The following is a 20,399-nucleotide window of genomic DNA, read 5'->3' as shown; positions in this document are numbered from 1 at the left end:
CGCGCAGGATGCGCAAACAGACAACATGGACACGTAGGGAATGCCTGCCAGGATGGTGGGAAGAAAGGGAAGTCAAAAGGGAAACAGTCTGGAAAACCTCGCTTCGGCGGGGTTTTCTTTTATCTGGCTTTTGTAAATGTCTGACCCCGCCTCAAGCGCCATCCGGCAATGCAGGTTTCGGATTCTCCATTTCTTTCAGCACTGACTTCAGCAGCTCCAGCGTGGCTTGCTGTCTTTGCGCATCGCGGTAAACCAGCCCGATTTGCAGGGGCACTCGTGGTTCGCTAAGCGGCTTCCAGAGCAATTCCGCGTTGTCCTGAATATCCTGCGCCCGGCCCGGCAGCACCGTTGCCAATTTCATGTGCGTGAGGCTGTCGAGAATGCCCGCCATGTTATTCAGCTCAGCCTGCACATGCGGACGACGTCCGAGATTGCTCAATTGCGTCTGCCAGATCTGCCGCACTTGAAACTCTTCGCCCAGCAGCAACATCGGCAGTTCAGCCGCTTGGGTCATCGAGACCTTCTTGAATTCCCGCAGTGGATGATTGAAAGGGATGACGAGCTTCAGTTCATCTTCATACAGCAGCATGCCGTGCAAACCCGGTTGGCGGGGCGGCAAGTAGCTGATACCGATGTCCAGCGAGCCGTTGAGCAAGCGGCGCTCGATCTCCATCGCACTCAACTCATAGATCTGCACCACCAGATGCGGTTGTGCCTTGCGCACGTGCTCCAGCATCTGCGGCACCAGGCTTGAGTGCACGGTTTGCATCACGCCAATCGCCAGAGTGCGTTGCGACTGACCCTTGAAGTTGCGCAGTGCATCCCGGGCGCGTTGCATGCCATCGAGTAGCGGGACAGCGTGGTTATAAAGCGTGTGTGCGGCAAGGGTCGGAAGCAGGCGTTTGCTGCTGCGTTCGAACAGGCTGACATCAAGGCTGTGTTCGAGCAGGCGAATCTGCTGCGAAAGCGCGGGTTGCGACAACGACAGACGCTCGGCAGCACGCCCCACATGGCCTTCTTCATAGACCGCGACGAAATAACGCAGTTGGCGGAAATCCATAAGTCATGCTTATCGAAATGGCTGGAAAATCGAAATGGTCGTTAAAGCGCTCGCGGCATAGTCTACGCCCAACTCATGAGGGTTGCAGGGGCATACGGTGCGATGAGCAGTGTTGTAACAGGCAGCATTTGCATAGGCAAAGCGGAAAACCGGATTCATGGCATTGATCAGGGGCAGCGCCTATGAACCTGTTCAACCGTCAGCGCCAAGCCAGTGCCGAGGGTATCGACGGTGCTGAATCGTTGGCATTGCTGTCACCGCTGGAGCGCCTGCGTCAACGCACGAAGAGCGACGAGGCGGGTTTGTTCTCCGCCGAGCAGGACGCCTGTGCAGCGGCCCTCACGCTGGCGCGTCGCTGGGGGGAGCTGCACCGACGGGGCGAGTGCGGCATCGTGGTCGCCAGTGGCGGACGGTTTGATCGGCTGATCGAATCGATGGCCGCTGACGTCAGTCGCGTCCCTTTCAACGATCTGTCTGCGATGGAAGCGGCCGTGGATTCACGAACGGTCGCGATCATCCTGGAGCCGATTCAGGGTTCATCCGTCGTGACACCTGCTTCGCACGCTTACCTGCAAGGTGTGGAAAGACTCTGTCGTGCGCTGAATATTCTGCTGATTCTCAACGAGGCGCGTGGCCCGATTGGACAGCACGGCGGTGTGTTGTGCGAAGACAGCTACGGTGTGCGCGCCGACATCGTCGTGCTGGGCGACCACTCAAACCGGTGTCCGCGCAGCCCTGCGTTGCTGGTTCGTGGCCAAGCCTGCGCCGGTCGGATCGACCAATTGCCGGGCTTCGTCCCAGAGCCGGTGTCGAGCCTTTCGGCGCGACGCCCGCCCGTCATAACCCCCCTACTGACGACGGTGTTCGACGGCCTGATGGCCTGAGCCTCGTTCTCGCGTAAGACTACCGTCTGGCGTTCCGTACGCTTCGCCCTGCACCAGAAGCACTGGGTGCGGGGCGTTTTTTACAGTGGGTAGTGGCTCGATGACATGGGCCGTGGAACCCCTGACGCAGCGCAGAGTCGATTAGCTGTGTGGCCTTGTCAGGCCATCTTCTTAATCTGGAGCATCACCCATGGACATCATTCGCATCATCATCGCCATCCTGCTGCCACCCCTGGGCGTGTTCCTGCAAGTCGGCTTTGCCGGCGCTTTCTGGCTCAACATCTTGCTGACGCTGCTGGGCTACTTCCCCGGCATCATTCACGCCGTTTACATCATCGCCAGCCGGAAGTAAGCACTCTGGATGCTGGGTTGGACGCCACTCTGTGGGAGCGAATTTATTCGCGAAAAATCTTACATTCGATAGAAATTTGTCGACTGTAATGACGAATCGCGAATGAATGCGTTCCCGCAGTGCATTCAAGTTGCCTGTTTTACCCCTCCATCACCTTCCGATAAAACGCCCATTCGGTTTCCAGCGCGTGGGCTTGGTTACTGGCCTTGCGGAAGCCGTGGCGCTCGTCCGGGTAGAAATGCCCTTCAGCGGGGATGCCTTTTTCCAACAGGGCGTTGAGCATGTCGCGTGTCTGGGCGGGAACAACCACGGCATCGAGTTCGCCTTGGAAGAAGATCACCGGCACCTTGATCTGGTCAGCATGTAACAACGGCGTCCGTTCTTTGTAACGGACCATGTCGATGTCCGGATCGCCGATCAGCCAGTCCAGATAATCCGCTTCAAACTTATGCGTCGCCTCGGCGAGCGCGAGGGGATCGCTGACGCCGTAAAGACTCGCGCCTGCGCGGAACACGTTCTTGAACGCCAGTGCACAGAGGGTCGTGTAGCCGCCCGCGCTGCCTCCGCGAATGAACGCGTTATTCGGATCTATCAACCCCTGATTGCCCAGGTATTCGACCACCGCGCAAGCATCCTCCACATCGACCACGCCCCATTCCAGAAACAGCGCCTGCCGATAGGCGCGGCCATAGCCGGTGCTACCTCTGTAGTTAAGGTCGGCGACCGCGAAGCCGCGCTGCGTCCAGTATTGAATGCGCGGGTCGAGCACCGGGTAGCAGGCTGACGTAGGCCCGCCGTGGATGAACACCACCACCGGCGGCTTCGTTTCGCCGTTCATGGCCGGGTAGAAGTAGCCGTGTGCTTCCTCGCCACCACTCGGATAGCGCAAGGTTTGCGGACGGCTGATGCGCTCGATTGGAAGCGGCGCCACTCCGCCCGCCAGTACCTGAACGCGCTGGTCGGCGCGACTGATCGCCAGCACCGCAGAAGGGCTGATGGCCGACGCAGCGATGCAATAGAGGTACTGATCGTCCATCGCCAAGTTGCGAAAACGGCTGTAGTCGCTGCCGAATAGGCTCACCGTATTGTCAGCCGAACGGATGCCCAACACGCCCATGCCGTCTTCCGACCATGGGGCGAGGTACGCGCCGTCATTTAACGGCAGCCAGCTTGAACCTCCCAATTGCCAAGGTGCAGGCGCGTGATCAGCGTTGGCTGTCGGCAAAGCTTCAAAACCTTCCAGAGTCTCGACCCACGGTTGCCAGAACCCGGCGCGGTCTGTCAGGCAATACAGGCGGCCTTGAGCATCGAAGCGCGGTTGTTGCAGGGCTTCAAGCCCCAATCCGCCCGCCAGACAATGGGCCCGACCCCATGTGGCATCCGCTTGGCGCTCAACGCTCAGCAGCCGGGTCGAGGTCCACGGCTGATGCGGGCGCCACCATTCGATCCACACCAGCCGGTTGCCATCCGGGCTCAGCGTCGGTGATGCGTAGAAATCGGCACCTTCGGCCAGGACTTCCCGCCGGCCATCGATCAGGTCAATCGCGACCAACCGATGAACGTCTTTTTCCTCCTCAACGGCCAGAATTTGCCCACGAGCGAATCGGACATCGCCGTAGTGCTTGTCACCTTGGGTAAGGGGTTGCGGGATGCTGGAGTCGAAAGGTTGAACGTAGATCTGCTGATCCGCCTCGTTGACGAACGCCACTGCGTCGTCCGTGAGGCAGAACGATCCGCCGCCATATTCGTAGACCCGGCTGCGAACGCTGAAGCCGTCCGGGGTCAGGCAGGTAGTGGCGCCTTTGCTCCAGCGCCAAATGCGCGAAGCCGCGTCCTGCGGGCGAAATTCATTCCAGAAAAGGCCGGCGGGACTGACGCTCAGTTCAGCGAAATCGATGCCTGCCGCCACAGCTTGGGCGGCAGAGAAGAGGTCAGGATTTGGCGATGAGGCGTGAGTTTCGTTCATTGCGGAAAGCCAGTTGCTCGATGGTCTGGCTAGCATACTCGGCTTCATCGCGCGCTTGGGTGATCAGGCTGTGTTGCGGAGATTTGCTGCATACCGGGTCGGCGTTGCTGGCGTCACCCGTGAGCATGAAGGCCTGACAGCGGCATCCGCCAAAGTCCTTCTCTTTCTCGTCACACGACCTACACGGCTCGGGCATCCATTCGTACCCGCGAAAGCGATTGAAGCCGAAGGACTCGTACCAAATGTGCTGCATCGTGTGATCGCGGACATTGGGAAACTGGATCGGCATCTGCCGCGCGCCGTGGCAGGGCAGGGCGGTGCCGTCTGGCGTGACGGTCAGGAACAGATTCCCCCAGCCATTCATGCAGGCTTTCGGACGTTCTTCGTAGTAATCCGGGGTCACGAAGATCAGCTTGACCGGATGATGCTCGGCGGCGAGTTGCACGCGGTATTCGTTGGTGATGCGTTCGGCACGCACCAGTTGATCCTTGGTCGGCAGCAGGCCCACGCGGTTTAGTTGTGCCCAGCCGTAGAACTGGCAGGTGGCCAACTCGACGAAGTCCGCTTCCAGTGCCACACACAGCTCGATGATCTTGTCGATTTTGTCGATGTTGTGCCGGTGGGTGACGAAATTCAGCACCATCGGATAACCGTGCTTTTTCACCGCACGGGCCATCTCCAGCTTCTGCGCGAAGGCTTTTTTCGACCCCGCGAGCATGTTGTTCACTTGCTCGTCACTGGCCTGGAAACTGATCTGAATGTGATCCAGACCGGCCTCTTTGAAGTCGATGATTTTCTGTTCGGTCAGGCCGATGCCAGAGGTAATCAGGTTGGTGTAGAAACCCAGTCGACGGGCCTCGGCGATCAGCTCAGCGAGGTCTTGGCGCACCAACGGCTCTCCACCGGAAAACCCGATCTGCGCCGCGCCCATCTGCCGTGCTTCGGCCATCACCTTGAACCACTGCTCAGTCGTCAGTTCCTGCCCCTGCTTGGCAAAATCCAGCGGGTTGGAGCAATACGGGCATTGCAGCGGGCAACGGTAAGTCAGCTCGGCGAGCAGCCACAACGGCAGCCCGACCGGAGGCGTAGGCGGAATGTGCACCTTGGATTCAGCTGTCGTTGGCTCAGCCAAGTTCGATCCAGTGTTCGGCACGGGCGACCTCCATGAATTGCTCGACGTCAGTGCCAAGCTCAGGAACACCAGGGAATTTTTCGTCGAGCAACGCAATGATTGCACCGACGCTACGCTGACCGTCGATCAAACCGCCGATCTCGCTGGCGCTCTCGTTCAACTTGATCATCCCTTCCGGGTACAGCAGCACGTGGCCGTTCTGCGCAGGCTCGAACTGGAAGCGATAACCCCGACGCCAGCTTGGCACCTGTTCACGATTGAAGCTCATAGCGCGATTCCTTTATGCCAGACGCGTTGGTCGGTGACGCTGTGGTAGGGCGGGCGGTTCAGCTCGTAGGCCATAGTCATGGCGTCGAGCATGCTCCACAAAATGTCGAGTTTGAACTGCAGGATTTCGAGCATGCGCTGCTGGCCTTCCCAGGTCGTGTAGTGCTGAAGCGTGATCGCCAGACCATGCTCGACGTCGCGACGGGCTTGGCCCAGACGGGTGCGGAAATATTCATAGCCCGCTGGATCGATCCACGGATAGTGCTGCGGCCAACTGTCGAGGCGCGATTGGTGAATCTGCGGCGCGAACAGTTCGGTCAGCGAGCTGCTGGCGGCTTCCTGCCAGTTGGCGCGGCGGGCGAAATTCACATAGGCGTCGACGGCGAATCGTACGCCCGGGAGCACCAATTCTTGCGAACGCAGCTGTTCAGGGTCCAAACCCACGGCTTGACCCAAACGCAGCCAGGCCTCGATGCCGCCGTCTTCGCCCGGGGCGCCGTCGTGATCGAGCACGCGCTGAATCCATTCGCGACGAATCTCGCGGTCCGGGCAGTTGGCCAGAATCGCGGCGTCTTTCAGGGGGATGTTCACCTGGTAATAGAAGCGGTTGGCGACCCAGCCCTGAATCTGCTCACGGGAGGCGCGGCCTTCGTACATCGCGACGTGGAACGGGTGATAGATGTGGTAATACGCGCCCTTGGCGCGAAGGGCCTGTTCGAATGCGGCGGGGGACAGTGGCGTTTGCTCACTCATGTCGTCATTCATCCTCAAAAATAGTGGCAGATCCCACAGGTCGAGCTGCGTTTTCCTACAACTCGATGCTCATGCCATCGAACGCGACTTCAACCTCGCGGCGGGCCAGTTCGGCGCGCTCGGGGGAGTCTTCGTCGAGGATCGGGTTGGTATTGTTGATGTGAATAAGCACCTTGCGCTGCCGTGGCAGTTTTTCCAGCACTTCCAGCATGCCGCCGGGGCCGTTCTGCGCCAGGTGGCCCATCTCTGTGCCGGTGCGCGTGCCCACGCCACGACGCTTCATCTCGTCGTCGTCCCACATCGTGCCGTCTACCAACAGACAGTCGGCGCCGCTCATTTTCTCCATGAGGGCGTCGTCCACTTTGCCCAGGCCCGGTGCGTAGAACAGTTTGCCGCCGGTTCGCGTGTCCTCGACCATCAGCCCGATGTTGTCGCCCGGGTGTGGGTCGAATCGGTGAGGCGAGTAGGGCGGAGCTGCGCTGCGTAGAGGAAACGGCGTAAAGCGCAGGTTCGGGCAGGCTGGAATCACAAAGCTGCCTTCCAGTTCGATGCGGTTCCAGACCAGTCCACCGTTCCAGTGTTTGAGCATATCGAACAGCGGAAAGCCTGTGCTCAGGTCTTCATGAACCATGTCCGTGCACCAGACCTGATGCGGGCACCCTTCGCGCAGGCTCAGCAAGCCGGTGGTGTGATCGATCTGGCTGTCCATCAGGATGATCGCGCTGATGCCGGTGTCGCGCAGGCCGCGATTAGGTTGCATCGGCGCGAAGCCTTGCAGCTGTGCGCGGATGTCCGGAGACGCATTGCACAAGACCCAGTTCACGCCGTCATCTGACAAAGCGATGGACGACTGGGTGCGAGCCTGTGCTCGCAAGCTGCCGTCGCGAAAGCCTGCGCAATTGGCGCAGTTGCAGTTCCACTGAGGAAAACCGCCGCCCGCCGCCGAGCCGAGAATCTGGATGTGCATGTGTGCTCCCTACCAAGTGAGGCCGCGAGGCCCGAGACGTGCGTGAACGCCGCGTCTGAAAATCTTGAATCCTGTAACAAAAAAGCCCCGGCGAACCGAGGCTTTTCATCGCGCAACAATCAGCGGCTTGCGAAGTACATGGTGACTTCAAAGCCGATACGCAGGTCGGTGTAAGCAGGTTTAGTCCAGGACATAAAGAACTCCTTCCGGGTGAGTGCAGCGGTGGGTGGGTACATCTTTAGTACACCTGCAAGAGGAGACGTTCAAATGCTTAGGCAGCTATGTTACTAAAAATATCAGCTCTCCAATGATGAAAGTTTGGATAAAGCTTTTTGCATTTCAGGCAATGATCGTACGGCGGAGAGTGGCTATCCGTGCGGGTTGGCGCGATTTGACAGGTTGAATACCGGGGTTTGAGACAGCGCTATCCGGTTTGCGATGTCTATCAGGTCCTCTCGACGAAGATGTGCAAATGAATGTTGCAGACGAGCGGCATAGTCGGTGCCATGTCCGGCCAAGTGAGCCTGCCACAGCGTCTCGGCTGATTGTTGAGGGTCCATGCCGGCTGGATCGACTTGGGCTTGAAGGGCAGTCAGCTGCGCGGGCAAGTCAGCGTATTCGATCCGCGCGGGCAGGTTTCTCATGAATGTTTCGATGTGCTCGACCAACTCACCGACGTTGGCGCTGGGGGATTGCACGCCGAACAACATCCCGCCGCGCCCGGCAATCTGTCGGAAGCCGCTGAATACCGCGTAGCCCAACTGCAATTCGACACGCAAACGCTGGTAGAACGGCGCCTGCACCAGATGTGAGAGAAATCGCCAGCTCGCTTCGTCTTCGATACTGTTCGTGGGCGTCGGATAGAACATCAGCACGGCATCTTCGGACGATTCCGACGGCTCGATTTGCCAGCGATGATCAGGCATCTGCTCGGCGGTTGGCGTCGCCAGGGTTTTCGGAGCACTTGTGATGCGCGTCATCGCGTGGGCCAACGCGCGTTGACCACTCTGCTGAAATCCGAAGGCTAGCCCTTCCCAGCGTGCCTGGGACCAGACGCCTTGCAGGTCGCGTGATTCGCCAGCACCGGGACTGTTCAGAAAATGATCAGACAAGGTCTTGAGCAACTGGCGGATCGGGATCGGCGTCGGTTCATGGGCTGGCACCCCGTAACGGGTGAGGGTTTCTTCAGACGGTTCGCCGAGGTGTGTCAGCGCTTGCTCCAGGACGGCAGGGATAGGGTCGGCGAAACCGCCCAGTTTGAGTTGCCAGTGAGGGCCGTACGCATCAAAAGCCAGGATGACGCCCGCTTGTTGTGCGTCGGCAATAAGGGGCTTGAGGCTTTCGGCGAGCATGCGATGCAGCTTGGGCTGCGGTGACGGCAGCGTCCAGCGCAGGTAAACCGTGGCCTCGCCGGTTGCCGGGAGGGCATCGCTGATGGTCAGTGCGGGTGGCAAAAGCGCAGCGGTTTGAGACGGCTCGCGAGGTGGCAGGAACGGGTTCGGGCTGGGCAGGTGCCAGGGGATGTCAGTGATGGCGGTGGGCGTGATCGGATGCAGCAGGGTACTTGGCGTGAGTTGATCGAGCAGCGCGTCAATGGTCTCGGCTTGCAGGCCCGATGGGGCGTGATCGGCGCTGTAATGCCGTGCAAGTGCGAGTGCGTTGCTGACGTCCAAGTGGCGCTGTTGCAGGTGCCCGAACTCGTCGAGCAGTGCGTGATAATTCGCTTTGAAGAATTCCAGCCAATTGAAGATCAGGCCTTGGATTTGAGTCGTCCGAGCTGACGCGATGACGTCTGACAGCGCCACCTCGATCTCAAGCAACATCTGCCCTCCGAACTCATAGATCACGCTAGCCTTGAGCGAGTGAATGAGCCCCCGACCACGCAACGTCGCCACCAACCCGCCCGGCTGCCCATTGTTCATCCACGTGCACAAAAAGGCCGTCGCCTGTTCGTGCCCTCGCGGCAGGCTTTCGCACGCAAATATCAGCTGCATCCGACGTGGGTCATCTTCGCTCTGGGACTCGCGGGGTTGATCGTGCATCAGTGCAGGCGGTTTCTGCTGTTGAATCCTACGGCCAGCAGTGAAAGAGCCGCCAACAGCCGTGACCATTGCCTGCAACTCATCCAGCGTCTGCGGCCCGGCAAGGCTCAATGTCATCTGACCTGCTTGATAAAACGTGCGGTAAAAATCCTGCAACGCCCGCTGAAAGATCGGACGCGGAACGGGCAGGCTGAAACGGTTGCCCGCGTGAAACCCACGCAACGGGTGCGAGGGGGACAGAGGCTGAAGCCGTTTCAGTTGGTCGCGTGACGCTTCATCCTGCGACCATGCAATGAATTCTGCGTGCAACACTTCACGTTCACGCATCTGATCGGCCAGGCTCATGCGCGGATGAGCGAGCATGTCGCACAGCCGTTCCAGCCCACCTGCGAAGGCGGCGGGCCCAAGCTCAAAGAAAAAGTCAGTGGTGCGCTCGCGGGTGCTGGCGTTGACCTGTCCACCGTGGCGCTGAACGTAGGCCATCAGATTCTGGTCTGCGGGAAACCGCTCGGTGCCGAGGAAGAAAAGGTGCTCAAGGAAGTGCGCCAGCCCCGGCCATTGCGCCGGCACATCATGACTGCCCGCCGCCACCCGCAATGCCGCTGCACAACGTTTCAGACGCGGCGCGGAACACAGCACCACGCGCAAGCCGTTGGGCAAGGTCAGGGAACGATGGGTGGTTGGGTCGGGCACCTGCATGAAGATTTCCGCGATTGCGTAGGAAAGTGATTCGTCATGCTAGCGGATTGTGAAGTCTATGGCCCGAGTGGCGCGGATTTGTGGACGGCATACGGTAGAACTGTAGGAGCGAATTTATTCGCGATTGGCCGGTGTGGCCGATACATCTCGGCCGCCTGATCCATATTCGCGAATGAATTCGCTCCCACAATTGAGTCCGGATCTGGCTCAAGTTTCGTGGCGCAAAAACATCTACAGGAGCGAATAGGTAAGAGAAAAGCGGGCGTGCTTTAATCTCTCACCAACCCCGAATAAAACCCAGGCCGCCGATCCTTGAAGTAGGTGTTGATCGCCTGGGATTCACTCATCACGTGACGATCCAGGTCTGCAATCACCAACGCCTCGTCCAGACCCGCCAGCCCAACCTGTCTGCCGTCCGGCGCGCAGATGCTGCTCAGTCCGCAGTACTGAATCTCGTCCTCGCTGCCGCAGTAATTCGCGTACACCAGATAGCACTGGTTTTCGAATGCCCTGGCTCGAACCGTCACGTCGCAGACGAAGTCGTAAGGCGCCATGTTGGCGGTCGGCACCAAAATCAGATCAGCCCCCAATAGCGCGAGGCGCCGAGTGTTCTCGGGAAACTCCACGTCATAGCAGATGAGGAATCCCAGCTTCCATCCGTTGAATTCCACCACCGGGAAGTGCTCATCTCCGGCGCTGAACATCGACTTATCCAGCTCGCCATAGAGATGCGTCTTACGGTAATTGCAGAGACGTGCACCTTTTGCGTCGATCAGCTGCACAGCGTTGTAGACCTGATCCTCGGCACCCAGCTCGGGATAGCCATACAAAATCGCCACGCCGGTGGCCTGAGCGATGGCCGCAATGGCCTGCGCTGCCGGTCCATCGCAGTGTTGCGCGAGCGCGCGCGCTGCCTGAGCGCCGATGTTGTAACCACTGAGAAACATCTCCGGGCACACCAACAACGCAGCACCCTCGGCGGCCGCTTCAATCGCCTGAGTGTTGAGACGTTGCAGATTGCCGCTGATGTCCAGCGGCAGCGGCGGGCATTGATACAAAGCAACGCGCATGGCGGCCTCCTTATTCTGGCAGCACAACCGGGCCGATTTCGTGGAACACATCGCCGGGGCCAGGATTCTCGGCGTGAGTCTTGCCGCCGAAGTGGGTCATGATGCCCCACACGGCGTTCAGTGAGGTCTGCACTGCGCCCTCGACCCAGGCCGGGGTCCACGACACGTCGTCGCCGGCGATGAAAATGCCACGTTGTTCGTCAGGCATGTCCTTCTGCATGAAATGCGCGTACATCCGTTGGTTGTAGCGGTAGTGACCCGGCAGCGCACCCTTGAAGGCGCCGAGGAAGTGCGGGTCGGCTTCCCACGATACGGTGATCGGATCGCCGATGATGCGCGCGGCAATATCCACCTTCGGGTAGATCTTTTTCAACGCGCCGAGGGCCAGGCTTACGCGCTTCTCCACAGGGTGCGGCAGCATTTTCAGCGCATCACTCATCCACGAGTACGACAGACAGATCACCCCCGGCTTTTCGGTGCCGTTGGAGTAGGTGCCGTTGTCGAACAGGTAAGTGCCACGGGTCAGGCGGTCGGTGAGGGTCATGCTCATCAGGTCGCGACCGGTTTCTGGGTCTTTGTCCTTCCAGAACGGACGATCAACCATGACAAAGGTTTTGGACGACTGCATGTAGCGCGTGCGGTCCAGCGCCATCCACATCTTTTGCGAGAACAGCGTTTCTTCGCATTCGATCTGGGTGGTCAGCAGCCAACTTTGGCAGGTCGCCAGCACCGCGTCGTAATGGCGGGTGTCGCCCCAGTTATCGGTGACTGCGAACTTGCCGTCGGCGGCGCGGGCGATGCGTTTGACGCCAGTGCGTGGCGCGCCGTGATGCAGGGTCGAAAGGCTGGTGCCTTCGGGCCAGTGGGCGCATCGCTCCGGGGCATGACGCCAGATACCGAGCGGCACTTGCTCGACGCCGCCGACGATCAGGTGCTGATGATCGTCGCAGTTGGTCATGACCACGCGGAAGATTTCCAACATGGAGTTCGGGAAATCGGAGTCCCAGCCACCGGTGCCGAAGCCGACCTGGCCGAACACTTCGCGGTGGTAGAACGACAGCTTGGCAAATGCCTTGGAGGTGGCCACGAAATCGTAGAACGTGCGGTCATCCCACAGCGGCACGAGCTTGTCCCACAGCTCTTTGAGCCGAGGCACGTCACGATCACGGATGGCTTGCTGAATGTCGGCGAACCGCGCGCCATCTTCCAGTGCGTCGGCCCAGGCGTCAGCCACTTCCTGAAACAGCACAGGCAAGTCCGACAGCTTCTGTGCGTAATGTGTGGTGCCTTCCAGGTCGATGACCGTGCTGCCCGACGCGGCAGTCAGCGGGTTGGGGAAGGGCCTGGATTCAAGGCCGAGCTTGTCAACGTAGTGATAGAACGCCGTGGAAGACACCGGAAAACGCATGCCGCCGAGCTCGGCGATGATGCCTTCGGCGCCTTCGAACTGCTGCGAGCGCAAACGACCGCCCATTTTCGAGGCTTCATAAACAACCGGTTTGAGGCCCAGCTTCATCAGCTCATAAGCCGCAACCAGTCCGGCAATGCCAGCCCCGACAATCGCCACTTCCTTGCCCAGGTTGTCGCTCGGAATGCTGCCTAGCCCGGCGGGATGCTCGATCCAGTCGTCGAAGGCAAAGGGAAAGTCCGGGCCGAAAATCGTGATCGGTTTTTTGCCGTCGGCGGGGTGGCGATTGTTCTTCATGGCTGACCTTAATCGGCTGTGGCGCGAAAGAGGAAAGTCTAGATAACAGTTGAGACGTTAATAAGACGCAGAGTGTCGTCGTTTTGTTGAGAATTTGCGCGATGTGACGAAAGAGTTGGTCCTAATGACGAATCAGACCGGCTGCCCGCGGTCAATCTTGCTGCTGAGGATGATGGACGTTGTGGTCTTCTCGACGCCATCGACACTGCCGATCAGGTCGAGCAACTGGTCCAGTTGTTCGGGGGAGTCGGTGCGCAGCCAGGCCACGTAATCGAATTCGCCACTCACCGCGCACAATTGCTGCACTTGAGCCAACGCACTCAAGCGACGCAGTACCTCTTTGCCCGAACGTGGTTGAACGGTAATGCCGACATACGCCTGCAAGCCGCCGTCCACCACCCGCTGACTGAGGCGCACGCCGTAACCGGTGATGATCTTTGCCTTTTCCAGACGCGCGAGACGTGACGTGACGGTCGTGCGCGCGATGCCCAACTGACGGGCGAGGTTGGCGACCGGCTCGCGCGCGTTGATCTGCAGCGCGGCGATCAGTTGACGGTCGACGTCATCGAGGGCAGGTGGGCGTAAATCGGACAAGGGGCGGATCTCCATCGGCAAGCGGGTGATGTTACCCGTTGCCGAGGATGGATGGCAGGCTGCTGCGCCTATAGCGGCCCGGCATAGTCGACGAATCTGCATCGCCTGCGCCGACCAATCGCGAATAAATTCGCTCCTACAGAAGTTCGGGAACGCCGTGAGATATGTGCCTAGCGCGGGCTAACTGTAGGAGCGAATTCATTCGCGAGACGATGGCATGCGCGACGAATCTGCATCGCCCTCACCGGCCAATCGCGAATAAATTCGCTCCTACAGAATTTCGGGAACGCCGCGAGATATGCGCCTGGCGCGGGCTAACTGTAGGAGCGAATTCATTCGCGAGACGATGGCATGCGCGACGAATCTGCATCGTCTGTACCGGCCAATCGCGAATAAATTCGCTCCTACAGAAGTTCGGGAACGCCGTGAGATATGCGCCTGGCGCGGGCTAACTGTAGGAGCGAATTCATTCGCGAGACGATGGCATGCGCGACGAATCTGCATCGTCTGTACCGGCCTATCGCGAATGAATTCGCTCCTACAGAAGGGCTGTCACCTGTTGTCAGTTTTTGTAATCCGGCGCCACGCGGTCCAGCATTCTCAGCAATGCGGCCCAGGCGAAATCGACTGAATCTGTATCGCTCAGCTCACCTTCCGCCACCCCTTGGCCCGGCGCGTTGAACTGCCGCTCAGTACGCACACGCACGTCCTCTGGCGGCAATCGCAGCGTGCCGCCCGCCTGCGCTGCGATCTGAATCTCGCAGGCCTTCTCCAGGTAATACATCCGCAAAAACGCTTGCTTGACCGTGTTGCCGACCGTCAACAAACCGTGGTTGCGCAGGATCATCACCGAGTTATCACCCAGGTCGGCAACCAGACGCTGCTGTTCGCTGAAGTCCAAGGCGATACCTTCGTAGTCGTGATAACCGACGCGACCATAAAACTCCATCGAGATTTGATTCACCGGCAGCAAACCCGCTTCTTGGGCCGCCACCGCACAACCGGCTTTGGTGTGCGTGTGCAGCACGCATTGAGCATCTTCACGGGCGCGGTGAATCGCGCTGTGAATGACAAAGCCTGCCGGGTTGACGGGGTAATGAGAGGCTTCGACTTTGTTGCCGTCGAGGTCGATCTTCACCAGGTTCGACGCCGTGATTTCCTCGAACATCAGCCCGTACGGGTTGATCAGGAAATGATGCTCCGGCCCCGGTATGCGCAGGGACAGGTGGGTGTAAATCAGATCGGTCATCCTGTAATGAGCGATCAGGCGATAGCAAGCCGCCAATTCCTGCCTGAGTTGCCATTCCTGCGGGCTGTACGCGTGTGTCATTTTTCCTCCGATGCTGTCAGTCGCTGGCCCGCTTAGCGTGCGAGCCAGGCGTTCAGACGTTCTTCAAGCTCTTCACCATGATCGACCCAGAACTCGATGTTCAACGGCACGGCCACGGCCATGTTTTGTGGGGAAGTCGGAATCCATGGCGCTTTGCTCGGGTCCAACTTGTCGCTCAATGCCTTGTTGGTCACGCCGTAGGCAATGGATTGTGAGAATGCCTGCTGCGGCGCGCTGTCGTTGGCATAGGTGATGAATTTATTCGCCGCGTTTTTGTGCTGCGAGCCTTTGACGATGGTCCAGTAATCCATGCTGTACAGCGAGCCTTTCCAGATCGGCGCCACTTTCAGGCCTTCGCTCGCCGCCACTGCGCCACGGCCGCTGAAGGTGGTGGTCATGACGATGTCACCCGACGCCAGCCATTGCATCGGCTGCGATCCGGCTTCCCACCATTGAATGTAGGGCTTGAGCTTGTCCAGCTTGGCGAATGCACGATCGACGCCAGCCGGAGTGGCCAGCACTTTGTAGACATCGGCAGGCGCGACGCCGTCCGCCAGCAGCGCGTATTCGAGGGTGTACATGGCGCCTTTGCGCAGGCCGCGCTTGCCGGGGTATTTTTCGGTGTCCCAGAAATCGGCCCAGCTCGACGGCACGGTTTTGACCTTGTCAGTGGCGTACACCAACGGCATGCCCCACACCAACGCTGCCGAGCCACACTCCTGCTGAGCACCTTCGATCAATTGTTGGCCGCCCGCGAGCTTTGGCCACTCCAGCTTCTCGAACAGCCCCTCTGCGCACCCGCGTTCAAGGTCTGGCGCTTCGACCTGAACCACGTCCCAGTCCGCATGCCCGGTTTCAGCCATCACTTTGATCTTGGCCATTTCCCCGTTGTATTCGGTCTGCACGACGCCCACACCGGCTTTCTTGGCGAAGGGTTCGAAAATAGTGGTGTTCTGGATTTTCTGCGCCGCGCCGCCGAAGCCGACGATGACCAGATTTTCCGCCGCGAAGGCGGACAGGGGGGAAAGCATCAATACCGCACACGCAATTTTCAGGTTCTTACTGTTCATCGACATTTTCCTTTGGCCGTAAGGCTCTTTTTTTCGCAGACGAAGGCGCACACAGGCCGACCCTCTGCTGCACAGGGGTAAACGGATAGAAACAGGCAATGGTGTGAAAAACGGGAACGCTGGACTGCAACTTCGCGACTACTGCATGGACGGTCGCGTGGGGTGTTTCATTATTGTTGTTGACCCGCGAGATGGGAGGCGGGCGTGGCTAGAGACTAATCCACGCTTTCTGAAAAAAGAAGATCGGAATGATTATTTAGTGAAAAAAATAGATAAATTTTCACAATGAGTAAAAAACAACGGTATGAACCTCTCAGCGATTAGACTTTTTTCACCTTCAGCCGCTTAAACTGCGCCACGTTTCGCAGACTCAGCACACAGGCATCGGAGCAGCACGATGAGCGACGGAAAAATCAACGACAGTGCCAGGACGGCGGATTCAGTGGCTGATGACCTCACTGCTGGCGAGAGCTTTCTGGGCGAGCGCATTCGAGGCCTGCGCAAGCGACAAGGGTTGACCCTTGCCGAACTGGCGAAACGGAGTCAGCTGTCAGTGGGCTACATCAGTCAACTGGAGCGCGACCTGTCTCGCCCGTCGGTAGATACCTTGCTGAAAATCGGCCGCTGTCTGGGCGTGAACATTCAGTGGTTTTTCTCTACCAGATCCGAGGCCAGCGAAGCCGATGCCGGGTACGTGGTGCGCAAAGAGAGTCGACAAAACATCCATTACGACGACGGCATCTACGACCAGCTCCTCACGCCAAGCCCCAGTGGTCAGATCGAGATGGTCCATTCGCGATTTCCGCCGGGCGCATACAACCGCACCAGCTACACCCACGAAGGCGAGGAAGTCGGCTATTTGCTGAGCGGCACGTTCGAATTGTGGGTCGGGGAGCGGCACTTTGAGCTTGGCGAAGGCGACAGCTTCCGGTTCTCCAGCAACGAACCTCATCGCTACGGCAACCCCGGCCAAACCGATGCTGTCGTGCTCTGGGTGATCACGCCCCCAACGTACTGATCTTTCCGGCCGCTCTTTGTTGAAATGCTCAAATCGATCATATGGCTGATCGATTTGCGCAATTCGCGTCGTTGGAATAAGCTCGTTTGAGCAAATCGATCACAAATATGATCATTTCGCTCAAATTCAGATGCTCCAATCGCACGCACTATAAAAACAAAGAGTACCCGCCATGGCCCAGATTCCTATCAAGCGCAGTATCAAACGAGTACCCGGTGGCATGATGATCGTGCCGCTGCTGATTGGCTCCCTCGTCGCGACCTTTCTCCCTGACATGCCGAAATTCTTCGGTTCGTTCACCAATGCGTTGTTCACCGGTTCGCTGCCGATCCTGGCGGTGTTCTACGTATGCATGGGCGCCAGCATCGACATCAAAGCCACGCCTTACTTGCTGAAGAAAGGCGGGGTGCTGTTCGGCACCAAAGTCGGCACCGCGATTGTGATCGGTGTGATCATGGGTCACTTCCTGGGCGAACAGCCGATTACGTCGGGCATTTTTGCCGGGCTTTCGACCCTCGCGGTCGTGGCCGCGATGAACGACACCAACGGCGGCCTTTATATGGCGTTGATGGGGCAATACGGGCGCTCCGAAGATGTAGGCGCGTATTCAGTGATGTCGCTGGAGTCCGGCCCGTTCCTGACCATGGTGACGCTGGGTGTTGCAGGTCTGGCGGCGTTTCCTTGGCCAACGCTGGTCGGTGCGATTCTTCCGTTGCTGCTGGGCATGCTCTTGGGCAATCTCGACCGCGAGATGCGTGACTTTCTGGCCAAGGCCGTGCCGGTGATGATTCCGTTTTTCGCCTTGGCGTTGGGCGCGAGCCTAGACCTGCACAAGGTCTGGCAAGCCGGTCTGTTGGGCATCGGCCTCGGCCTGGCGGTCGTGGTGCTGACCGGCATTCCGTTGTATTTCGCTGACCGCGTGTCGGGTGGTACAGGCGTGGCCGGGGTTGCCGCCGCGAACACGGCGGGCAACGCTGCGGCGGTGCCTGCGCTGGTGGCAGCTGCAAACCCGGTTTACACCGACGCCGCCACCTCCGCGACGTTGCTGGTCGCCGCGTGCGTCGTGGTCACCGCCGTGCTGTCGCCGATTCTTACGGCCTCTGTCGCCAAACGCTACAAAGAGCGTCACGCTGCAAAAACAGCGGGCGTAAACGCGGAACGGGAGGTCGCTCGATGACATTGCTGATCATTGCCGATGACCTGTCGGGTGCTGCGGATTGCGCGATCGCCTTCGCCGGTGCCGGATTGAGCACGGTGGTGACCCTTGATGCATCCCACGACACGGGCGACGCGAGTGTGGTTGCCATCGACACCGACACCCGTCGGTTGTCGATAGCCCAAGCGGGCGAACGCACGTTGACGGCATGGCAGACCCTGCGCAAACCGGGTCAACGCCTGTACAAGAAAATCGACTCGACCCTGCGCGGCAACTGGGCGGCGGAAGTGGCGGCACTACAACCGCAGGCCGGGCTGGCCATCATCGCCCCAGCGTTTCCTGCCACCGGCCGCACAACATTGCGCGGCCAGGTGCTGGTCAACGGTCAGCCGCTTGAAACCACCGACACCTGGAAGCTCGAACACGCCGATCGCGCGGCGGACATTACATCGATGCTGGGCGATGCCGGTCTGAGTGTCGCCAAGCTCTCATTGGACATACTGCGCGGTGATGCAGCTGCGCTGGCGCAACACATCGCCGAAATAGCCCGCAGCGATACCAACGCGCTGATTGTTGATGCCGAAACCACGGAAGACCTGCACACCCTCGCCGTGGTAACGGCTCAGATGAACGAGCCACTGTTTTGGGTGGGCTCTGGGGGACTGGCCCGCGAGCTGGCGGGGCTGCCGGATCTGTTATCGGCGCCGTCCCGGACATCCACGGCACCGCGTGAAAAATACGCGCCGACGCTGGTGCTGGTCGGCAGCTTGTCGAGCGTTTCGGAGCGGCAATGCGCCTTGTTGAAGGAGCGCGCAGGTATTGGCGAACTTGTGGTGCCGCCTGCGGTTCTGCGGCAAGGCGCGTCTCACCCTGAATGGGCGGGATGGGAACTGCGTATTCGTGCATATCTGCGCGGCGGCGACGATTTGTTGCTGCGTATTGGCCGCGACGACGCGTTCAACCCTGCTGAAGGCGCTCAACTCTCGACCCAACTGGCCGCCATGGTCCGTCCGCATTTCGCCCATGTCGGCGGTCTGGTGGCGACGGGTGGCGAAACGGCTCGCGCCATGCTCGGTGCCGTGGGCATTGGCAGTCTGCAATTGCTGTGTGAAATCGAAGCAGGTGTCGCATTCGGCCATCCCATTTCAACCCGCGAAGGCCACCGCCCCGGCGTGGTCACCAAAGCCGGTGCGTTCGGCACCGACCATGCGCTGTACGCGGCCTGGCTGCACATGAATAACGCTGTAGAACCTGCGCGATACAGCGCAGAACCTGTCCCGATTCCTGCTTCACAAGGTAAAACATCATGAGTAACTATTTGCCCATCATTGGCATCACCATGGGCGACGCGACTGGCGTTGGCCCGGAAATCATCGTCAAAAGCCTCGTTCACGACGTGGTGTACCAGCAATGCCGCCCGCTGGTGATCGGCGATGCGGGGCGTCTGGAATTGGCCAACGAGATCGTCAAAGGCAGCGTGAAGGTGCGTCGCATCAAAGAAGCGGCCGAAGCGCAATACCAGCCGGGAACCATTGACTGCATCGACCTCAACCTGATCCCGACTGGCCTGCCGTTCGGCCAGCTGTCGCCGATTGCCGGTGACGCTGCGTTTCAGTACATCGCCCGCGCCGTTCAACTGGCCGAGGCCGGGCAGATCGACGCGATCTGCACCGCGCCGCTTAATAAAGAAGCGTTGCACGCTGGCGGCCACAAATACCCGGGCCACACCGAGATGCTCGCGCACCTGACCAACGTCGATGAAGTGTCGATGATGCTCGTTGCGCCGCACCTGCGCGTCATTCACGTCACCACTCACATCGGCATCATCGACGCGATTCGCAAGATCGAGCCGGGCCTCGTCCAGCGCACCATCGAACGCGGCAACGCGACGTTGATCAAGGCCGGCATCGCCAAGCCACGCATCGGCGTGTGCGGCATCAACCCTCACGCGGGCGAGAACGGCCTGTTCGGTTACGGCGAGGAAGAAGAGAAGATCATTCCGGCCGTGAAGCTACTGCAAGATCAAGGTCTGGACGTCACTGGCCCGTTGCCTGCTGACACGCTGTTCTTCCGCGCCGGTCGTGGCGATTTCGACCTCGTGGTGGCGATGTATCACGATCAGGGCCACGGTCCGGTGAAAGTGCTGGGGCTGGAAGCGGGCGTCAACGTGACGGTGGGTCTGGAAGTGATTCGCACGTCCGTGGACCACGGCACTGCATTCGACATCGCCGGCAAGGGCATCGCCGACGAGCGCAGCTTGCTGGAAGCGCTGCGTCAGGGTGCCGAACTGGCCACGCGTCGGGGGTGAGGCGTGACGGCGCGGTCGTGTAAGAT

The 20,399-nt window shown here is 59.5% G+C and carries 19 protein-coding genes; 6 read left to right on the top strand and 13 right to left on the bottom strand.

From position 1 onward, the window contains the following. Window positions 1-151: 151 nt before the first annotated feature. Entirely contained in the window at window positions 152-1,060 is a 909-nt protein-coding gene (locus ACIQAL_RS24815) for a LysR family transcriptional regulator (RefSeq protein ID WP_401150206.1), read from the bottom strand. Window positions 1,061-1,242: 182 nt separating this feature from the next. On the opposite strand from ACIQAL_RS24815, the gene ACIQAL_RS24810 reads away from it, so the two are divergent. Continuing rightward, entirely contained in the window at window positions 1,243-1,944 is a 702-nt protein-coding gene (locus ACIQAL_RS24810; RefSeq protein WP_401150205.1) for an aminotransferase class III-fold pyridoxal phosphate-dependent enzyme, read from the top strand. 190 nt (window positions 1,945-2,134) lie between these two features. After that, window positions 2,135-2,296: a YqaE/Pmp3 family membrane protein gene (locus tag ACIQAL_RS24805; protein WP_081564967.1), complete on the top strand. Its 162-nt coding sequence runs from the start codon at window positions 2,135-2,137 to the stop codon at window positions 2,294-2,296. A 139-nt stretch (window positions 2,297-2,435) separates the two neighbouring features. On the opposite strand, the gene ACIQAL_RS24800 is transcribed toward ACIQAL_RS24805, so the two are convergent. From ACIQAL_RS24800 to ACIQAL_RS24745, 12 genes are all read right to left on the bottom strand, one after another. Further along, on the bottom strand, window positions 2,436-4,262 hold the full coding sequence (locus tag ACIQAL_RS24800; protein ID WP_401150204.1) for a S9 family peptidase: 1,827 nt from the start codon (window positions 4,260-4,262) through the stop codon (window positions 2,436-2,438). After that, complete coding sequence (gene pqqE / locus ACIQAL_RS24795) at window positions 4,228-5,415, bottom strand: pyrroloquinoline quinone biosynthesis protein PqqE (RefSeq protein ID WP_401150202.1); 1,188 nt, start codon at window positions 5,413-5,415, stop codon at window positions 4,228-4,230. Before pqqE ends, ACIQAL_RS24800 begins: the two co-directional genes overlap by 35 nt. Continuing rightward, window positions 5,387-5,662, bottom strand: a complete 276-nt coding sequence (gene pqqD / locus ACIQAL_RS24790; protein ID WP_166595632.1) for a pyrroloquinoline quinone biosynthesis peptide chaperone PqqD — start codon at window positions 5,660-5,662, stop codon at window positions 5,387-5,389. The genes pqqE and pqqD overlap by 29 nt, the downstream gene beginning before the upstream one ends. Next, window positions 5,659-6,414 (bottom strand): pyrroloquinoline-quinone synthase PqqC, encoded by a 756-nt coding sequence (gene pqqC, locus ACIQAL_RS24785; protein WP_401150200.1) that lies wholly within the window; start codon window positions 6,412-6,414, stop codon window positions 5,659-5,661. The genes pqqD and pqqC overlap by 4 nt, the downstream gene beginning before the upstream one ends. Before the next feature lie 55 nt (window positions 6,415-6,469). Beyond that, complete coding sequence (gene pqqB, locus ACIQAL_RS24780) at window positions 6,470-7,381, bottom strand: pyrroloquinoline quinone biosynthesis protein PqqB (protein ID WP_401150198.1); 912 nt, start codon at window positions 7,379-7,381, stop codon at window positions 6,470-6,472. 119 nt (window positions 7,382-7,500) lie between these two features. Continuing rightward, complete coding sequence (gene pqqA / locus ACIQAL_RS24775) at window positions 7,501-7,575, bottom strand: pyrroloquinoline quinone precursor peptide PqqA (protein ID WP_003422658.1); 75 nt, start codon at window positions 7,573-7,575, stop codon at window positions 7,501-7,503. Window positions 7,576-7,749: 174 nt separating this feature from the next. After that, entirely contained in the window at window positions 7,750-10,122 is a 2,373-nt protein-coding gene (gene pqqF, locus ACIQAL_RS24770; RefSeq protein WP_401150197.1) for a pyrroloquinoline quinone biosynthesis protein PqqF, read from the bottom strand. A 269-nt stretch (window positions 10,123-10,391) separates the two neighbouring features. Beyond that, window positions 10,392-11,192: a carbon-nitrogen hydrolase family protein gene (locus ACIQAL_RS24765; RefSeq protein ID WP_401150195.1), complete on the bottom strand. Its 801-nt coding sequence runs from the start codon at window positions 11,190-11,192 to the stop codon at window positions 10,392-10,394. A gap of 10 nt (window positions 11,193-11,202) precedes the next feature. Then, complete coding sequence (locus tag ACIQAL_RS24760; RefSeq protein ID WP_401150193.1) at window positions 11,203-12,897, bottom strand: flavin monoamine oxidase family protein; 1,695 nt, start codon at window positions 12,895-12,897, stop codon at window positions 11,203-11,205. 132 nt (window positions 12,898-13,029) lie between these two features. Continuing rightward, the gene (locus ACIQAL_RS24755) at window positions 13,030-13,491 is read right to left on the bottom strand and encodes an Lrp/AsnC family transcriptional regulator (RefSeq protein WP_341961515.1); all 462 of its coding nucleotides are present in this window, start codon (window positions 13,489-13,491) and stop codon (window positions 13,030-13,032) included. Between the two features lie 562 nt (window positions 13,492-14,053). After that, on the bottom strand, window positions 14,054-14,821 hold the full coding sequence (locus ACIQAL_RS24750) for a class II aldolase/adducin family protein (RefSeq protein ID WP_166595625.1): 768 nt from the start codon (window positions 14,819-14,821) through the stop codon (window positions 14,054-14,056). A gap of 32 nt (window positions 14,822-14,853) precedes the next feature. Further along, complete coding sequence (locus ACIQAL_RS24745) at window positions 14,854-15,891, bottom strand: ABC transporter substrate-binding protein (protein WP_401150192.1); 1,038 nt, start codon at window positions 15,889-15,891, stop codon at window positions 14,854-14,856. A gap of 397 nt (window positions 15,892-16,288) precedes the next feature. Between ACIQAL_RS24745 and ACIQAL_RS24740 the strand changes: the two genes are divergently transcribed. The 4 genes from ACIQAL_RS24740 to pdxA all read left to right on the top strand — a co-directional run bounded on the left by ACIQAL_RS24740 (window position 16,289) and on the right by pdxA (window position 20,373). Beyond that, the gene (locus ACIQAL_RS24740; protein ID WP_401150190.1) at window positions 16,289-16,909 is read left to right on the top strand and encodes a helix-turn-helix domain-containing protein; all 621 of its coding nucleotides are present in this window, start codon (window positions 16,289-16,291) and stop codon (window positions 16,907-16,909) included. Between the two features lie 172 nt (window positions 16,910-17,081). Next, window positions 17,082-18,086, top strand: coding sequence for a 2-keto-3-deoxygluconate permease (locus ACIQAL_RS24735; protein ID WP_401150188.1), 1,005 nt, complete (start codon window positions 17,082-17,084; stop codon window positions 18,084-18,086). Then, window positions 18,083-19,375, top strand: coding sequence for a four-carbon acid sugar kinase family protein (locus ACIQAL_RS24730; RefSeq protein WP_401150186.1), 1,293 nt, complete (start codon window positions 18,083-18,085; stop codon window positions 19,373-19,375). Before ACIQAL_RS24735 ends, ACIQAL_RS24730 begins: the two co-directional genes overlap by 4 nt. Then, entirely contained in the window at window positions 19,372-20,373 is a 1,002-nt protein-coding gene (gene pdxA / locus ACIQAL_RS24725) for a 4-hydroxythreonine-4-phosphate dehydrogenase PdxA (RefSeq protein ID WP_401150184.1), read from the top strand. The genes ACIQAL_RS24730 and pdxA overlap by 4 nt, the downstream gene beginning before the upstream one ends. The last annotated feature ends 26 nt before the right edge of the window (window positions 20,374-20,399 follow it).

The sequence above is a fragment of the Pseudomonas sp. NPDC088368 genome (assembly GCF_044753445.1).
Lineage (GTDB): Bacteria > Pseudomonadota > Gammaproteobacteria > Pseudomonadales > Pseudomonadaceae > Aquipseudomonas > Aquipseudomonas bambusae.
Note: the sequence above shows the minus strand (reverse complement) of the source record. Positions and strands in the feature narration are given on the sequence as shown.

Excerpts from the sequence above, each read along its gene's own strand:
- ACIQAL_RS24815 (WP_401150206.1), bottom strand. The coding sequence starts at position 1,060 with ATGGATTTCCGCCAACTGCGTTATTTCGTCGCGGTCTATGAAGAAGGC.
- ACIQAL_RS24810 (WP_401150205.1), top strand. The coding sequence starts at position 1,243 with ATGAACCTGTTCAACCGTCAGCGCCAAGCCAGTGCCGAGGGTATCGAC.
- ACIQAL_RS24805 (WP_081564967.1), top strand. The coding sequence starts at position 2,135 with ATGGACATCATTCGCATCATCATCGCCATCCTGCTGCCACCCCTGGGC.
- ACIQAL_RS24800 (WP_401150204.1), bottom strand. The coding sequence starts at position 4,262 with ATGAACGAAACTCACGCCTCATCGCCAAATCCTGACCTCTTCTCTGCC.
- pqqD (WP_166595632.1), bottom strand. The coding sequence starts at position 5,662 with ATGAGCTTCAATCGTGAACAGGTGCCAAGCTGGCGTCGGGGTTATCGC.
- pqqC (WP_401150200.1), bottom strand. The coding sequence starts at position 6,414 with ATGAGTGAGCAAACGCCACTGTCCCCCGCCGCATTCGAACAGGCCCTT.
- pqqB (WP_401150198.1), bottom strand. The coding sequence starts at position 7,381 with ATGCACATCCAGATTCTCGGCTCGGCGGCGGGCGGCGGTTTTCCTCAG.
- pqqF (WP_401150197.1), bottom strand. The coding sequence starts at position 10,122 with ATGCAGGTGCCCGACCCAACCACCCATCGTTCCCTGACCTTGCCCAAC.
- ACIQAL_RS24765 (WP_401150195.1), bottom strand. The coding sequence starts at position 11,192 with ATGCGCGTTGCTTTGTATCAATGCCCGCCGCTGCCGCTGGACATCAGC.
- ACIQAL_RS24760 (WP_401150193.1), bottom strand. The coding sequence starts at position 12,897 with ATGAAGAACAATCGCCACCCCGCCGACGGCAAAAAACCGATCACGATT.
- ACIQAL_RS24750 (WP_166595625.1), bottom strand. The coding sequence starts at position 14,821 with ATGACACACGCGTACAGCCCGCAGGAATGGCAACTCAGGCAGGAATTG.
- ACIQAL_RS24745 (WP_401150192.1), bottom strand. The coding sequence starts at position 15,891 with ATGAACAGTAAGAACCTGAAAATTGCGTGTGCGGTATTGATGCTTTCC.
- ACIQAL_RS24740 (WP_401150190.1), top strand. The coding sequence starts at position 16,289 with ATGAGCGACGGAAAAATCAACGACAGTGCCAGGACGGCGGATTCAGTG.
- ACIQAL_RS24735 (WP_401150188.1), top strand. The coding sequence starts at position 17,082 with ATGGCCCAGATTCCTATCAAGCGCAGTATCAAACGAGTACCCGGTGGC.
- ACIQAL_RS24730 (WP_401150186.1), top strand. The coding sequence starts at position 18,083 with ATGACATTGCTGATCATTGCCGATGACCTGTCGGGTGCTGCGGATTGC.
- pdxA (WP_401150184.1), top strand. The coding sequence starts at position 19,372 with ATGAGTAACTATTTGCCCATCATTGGCATCACCATGGGCGACGCGACT.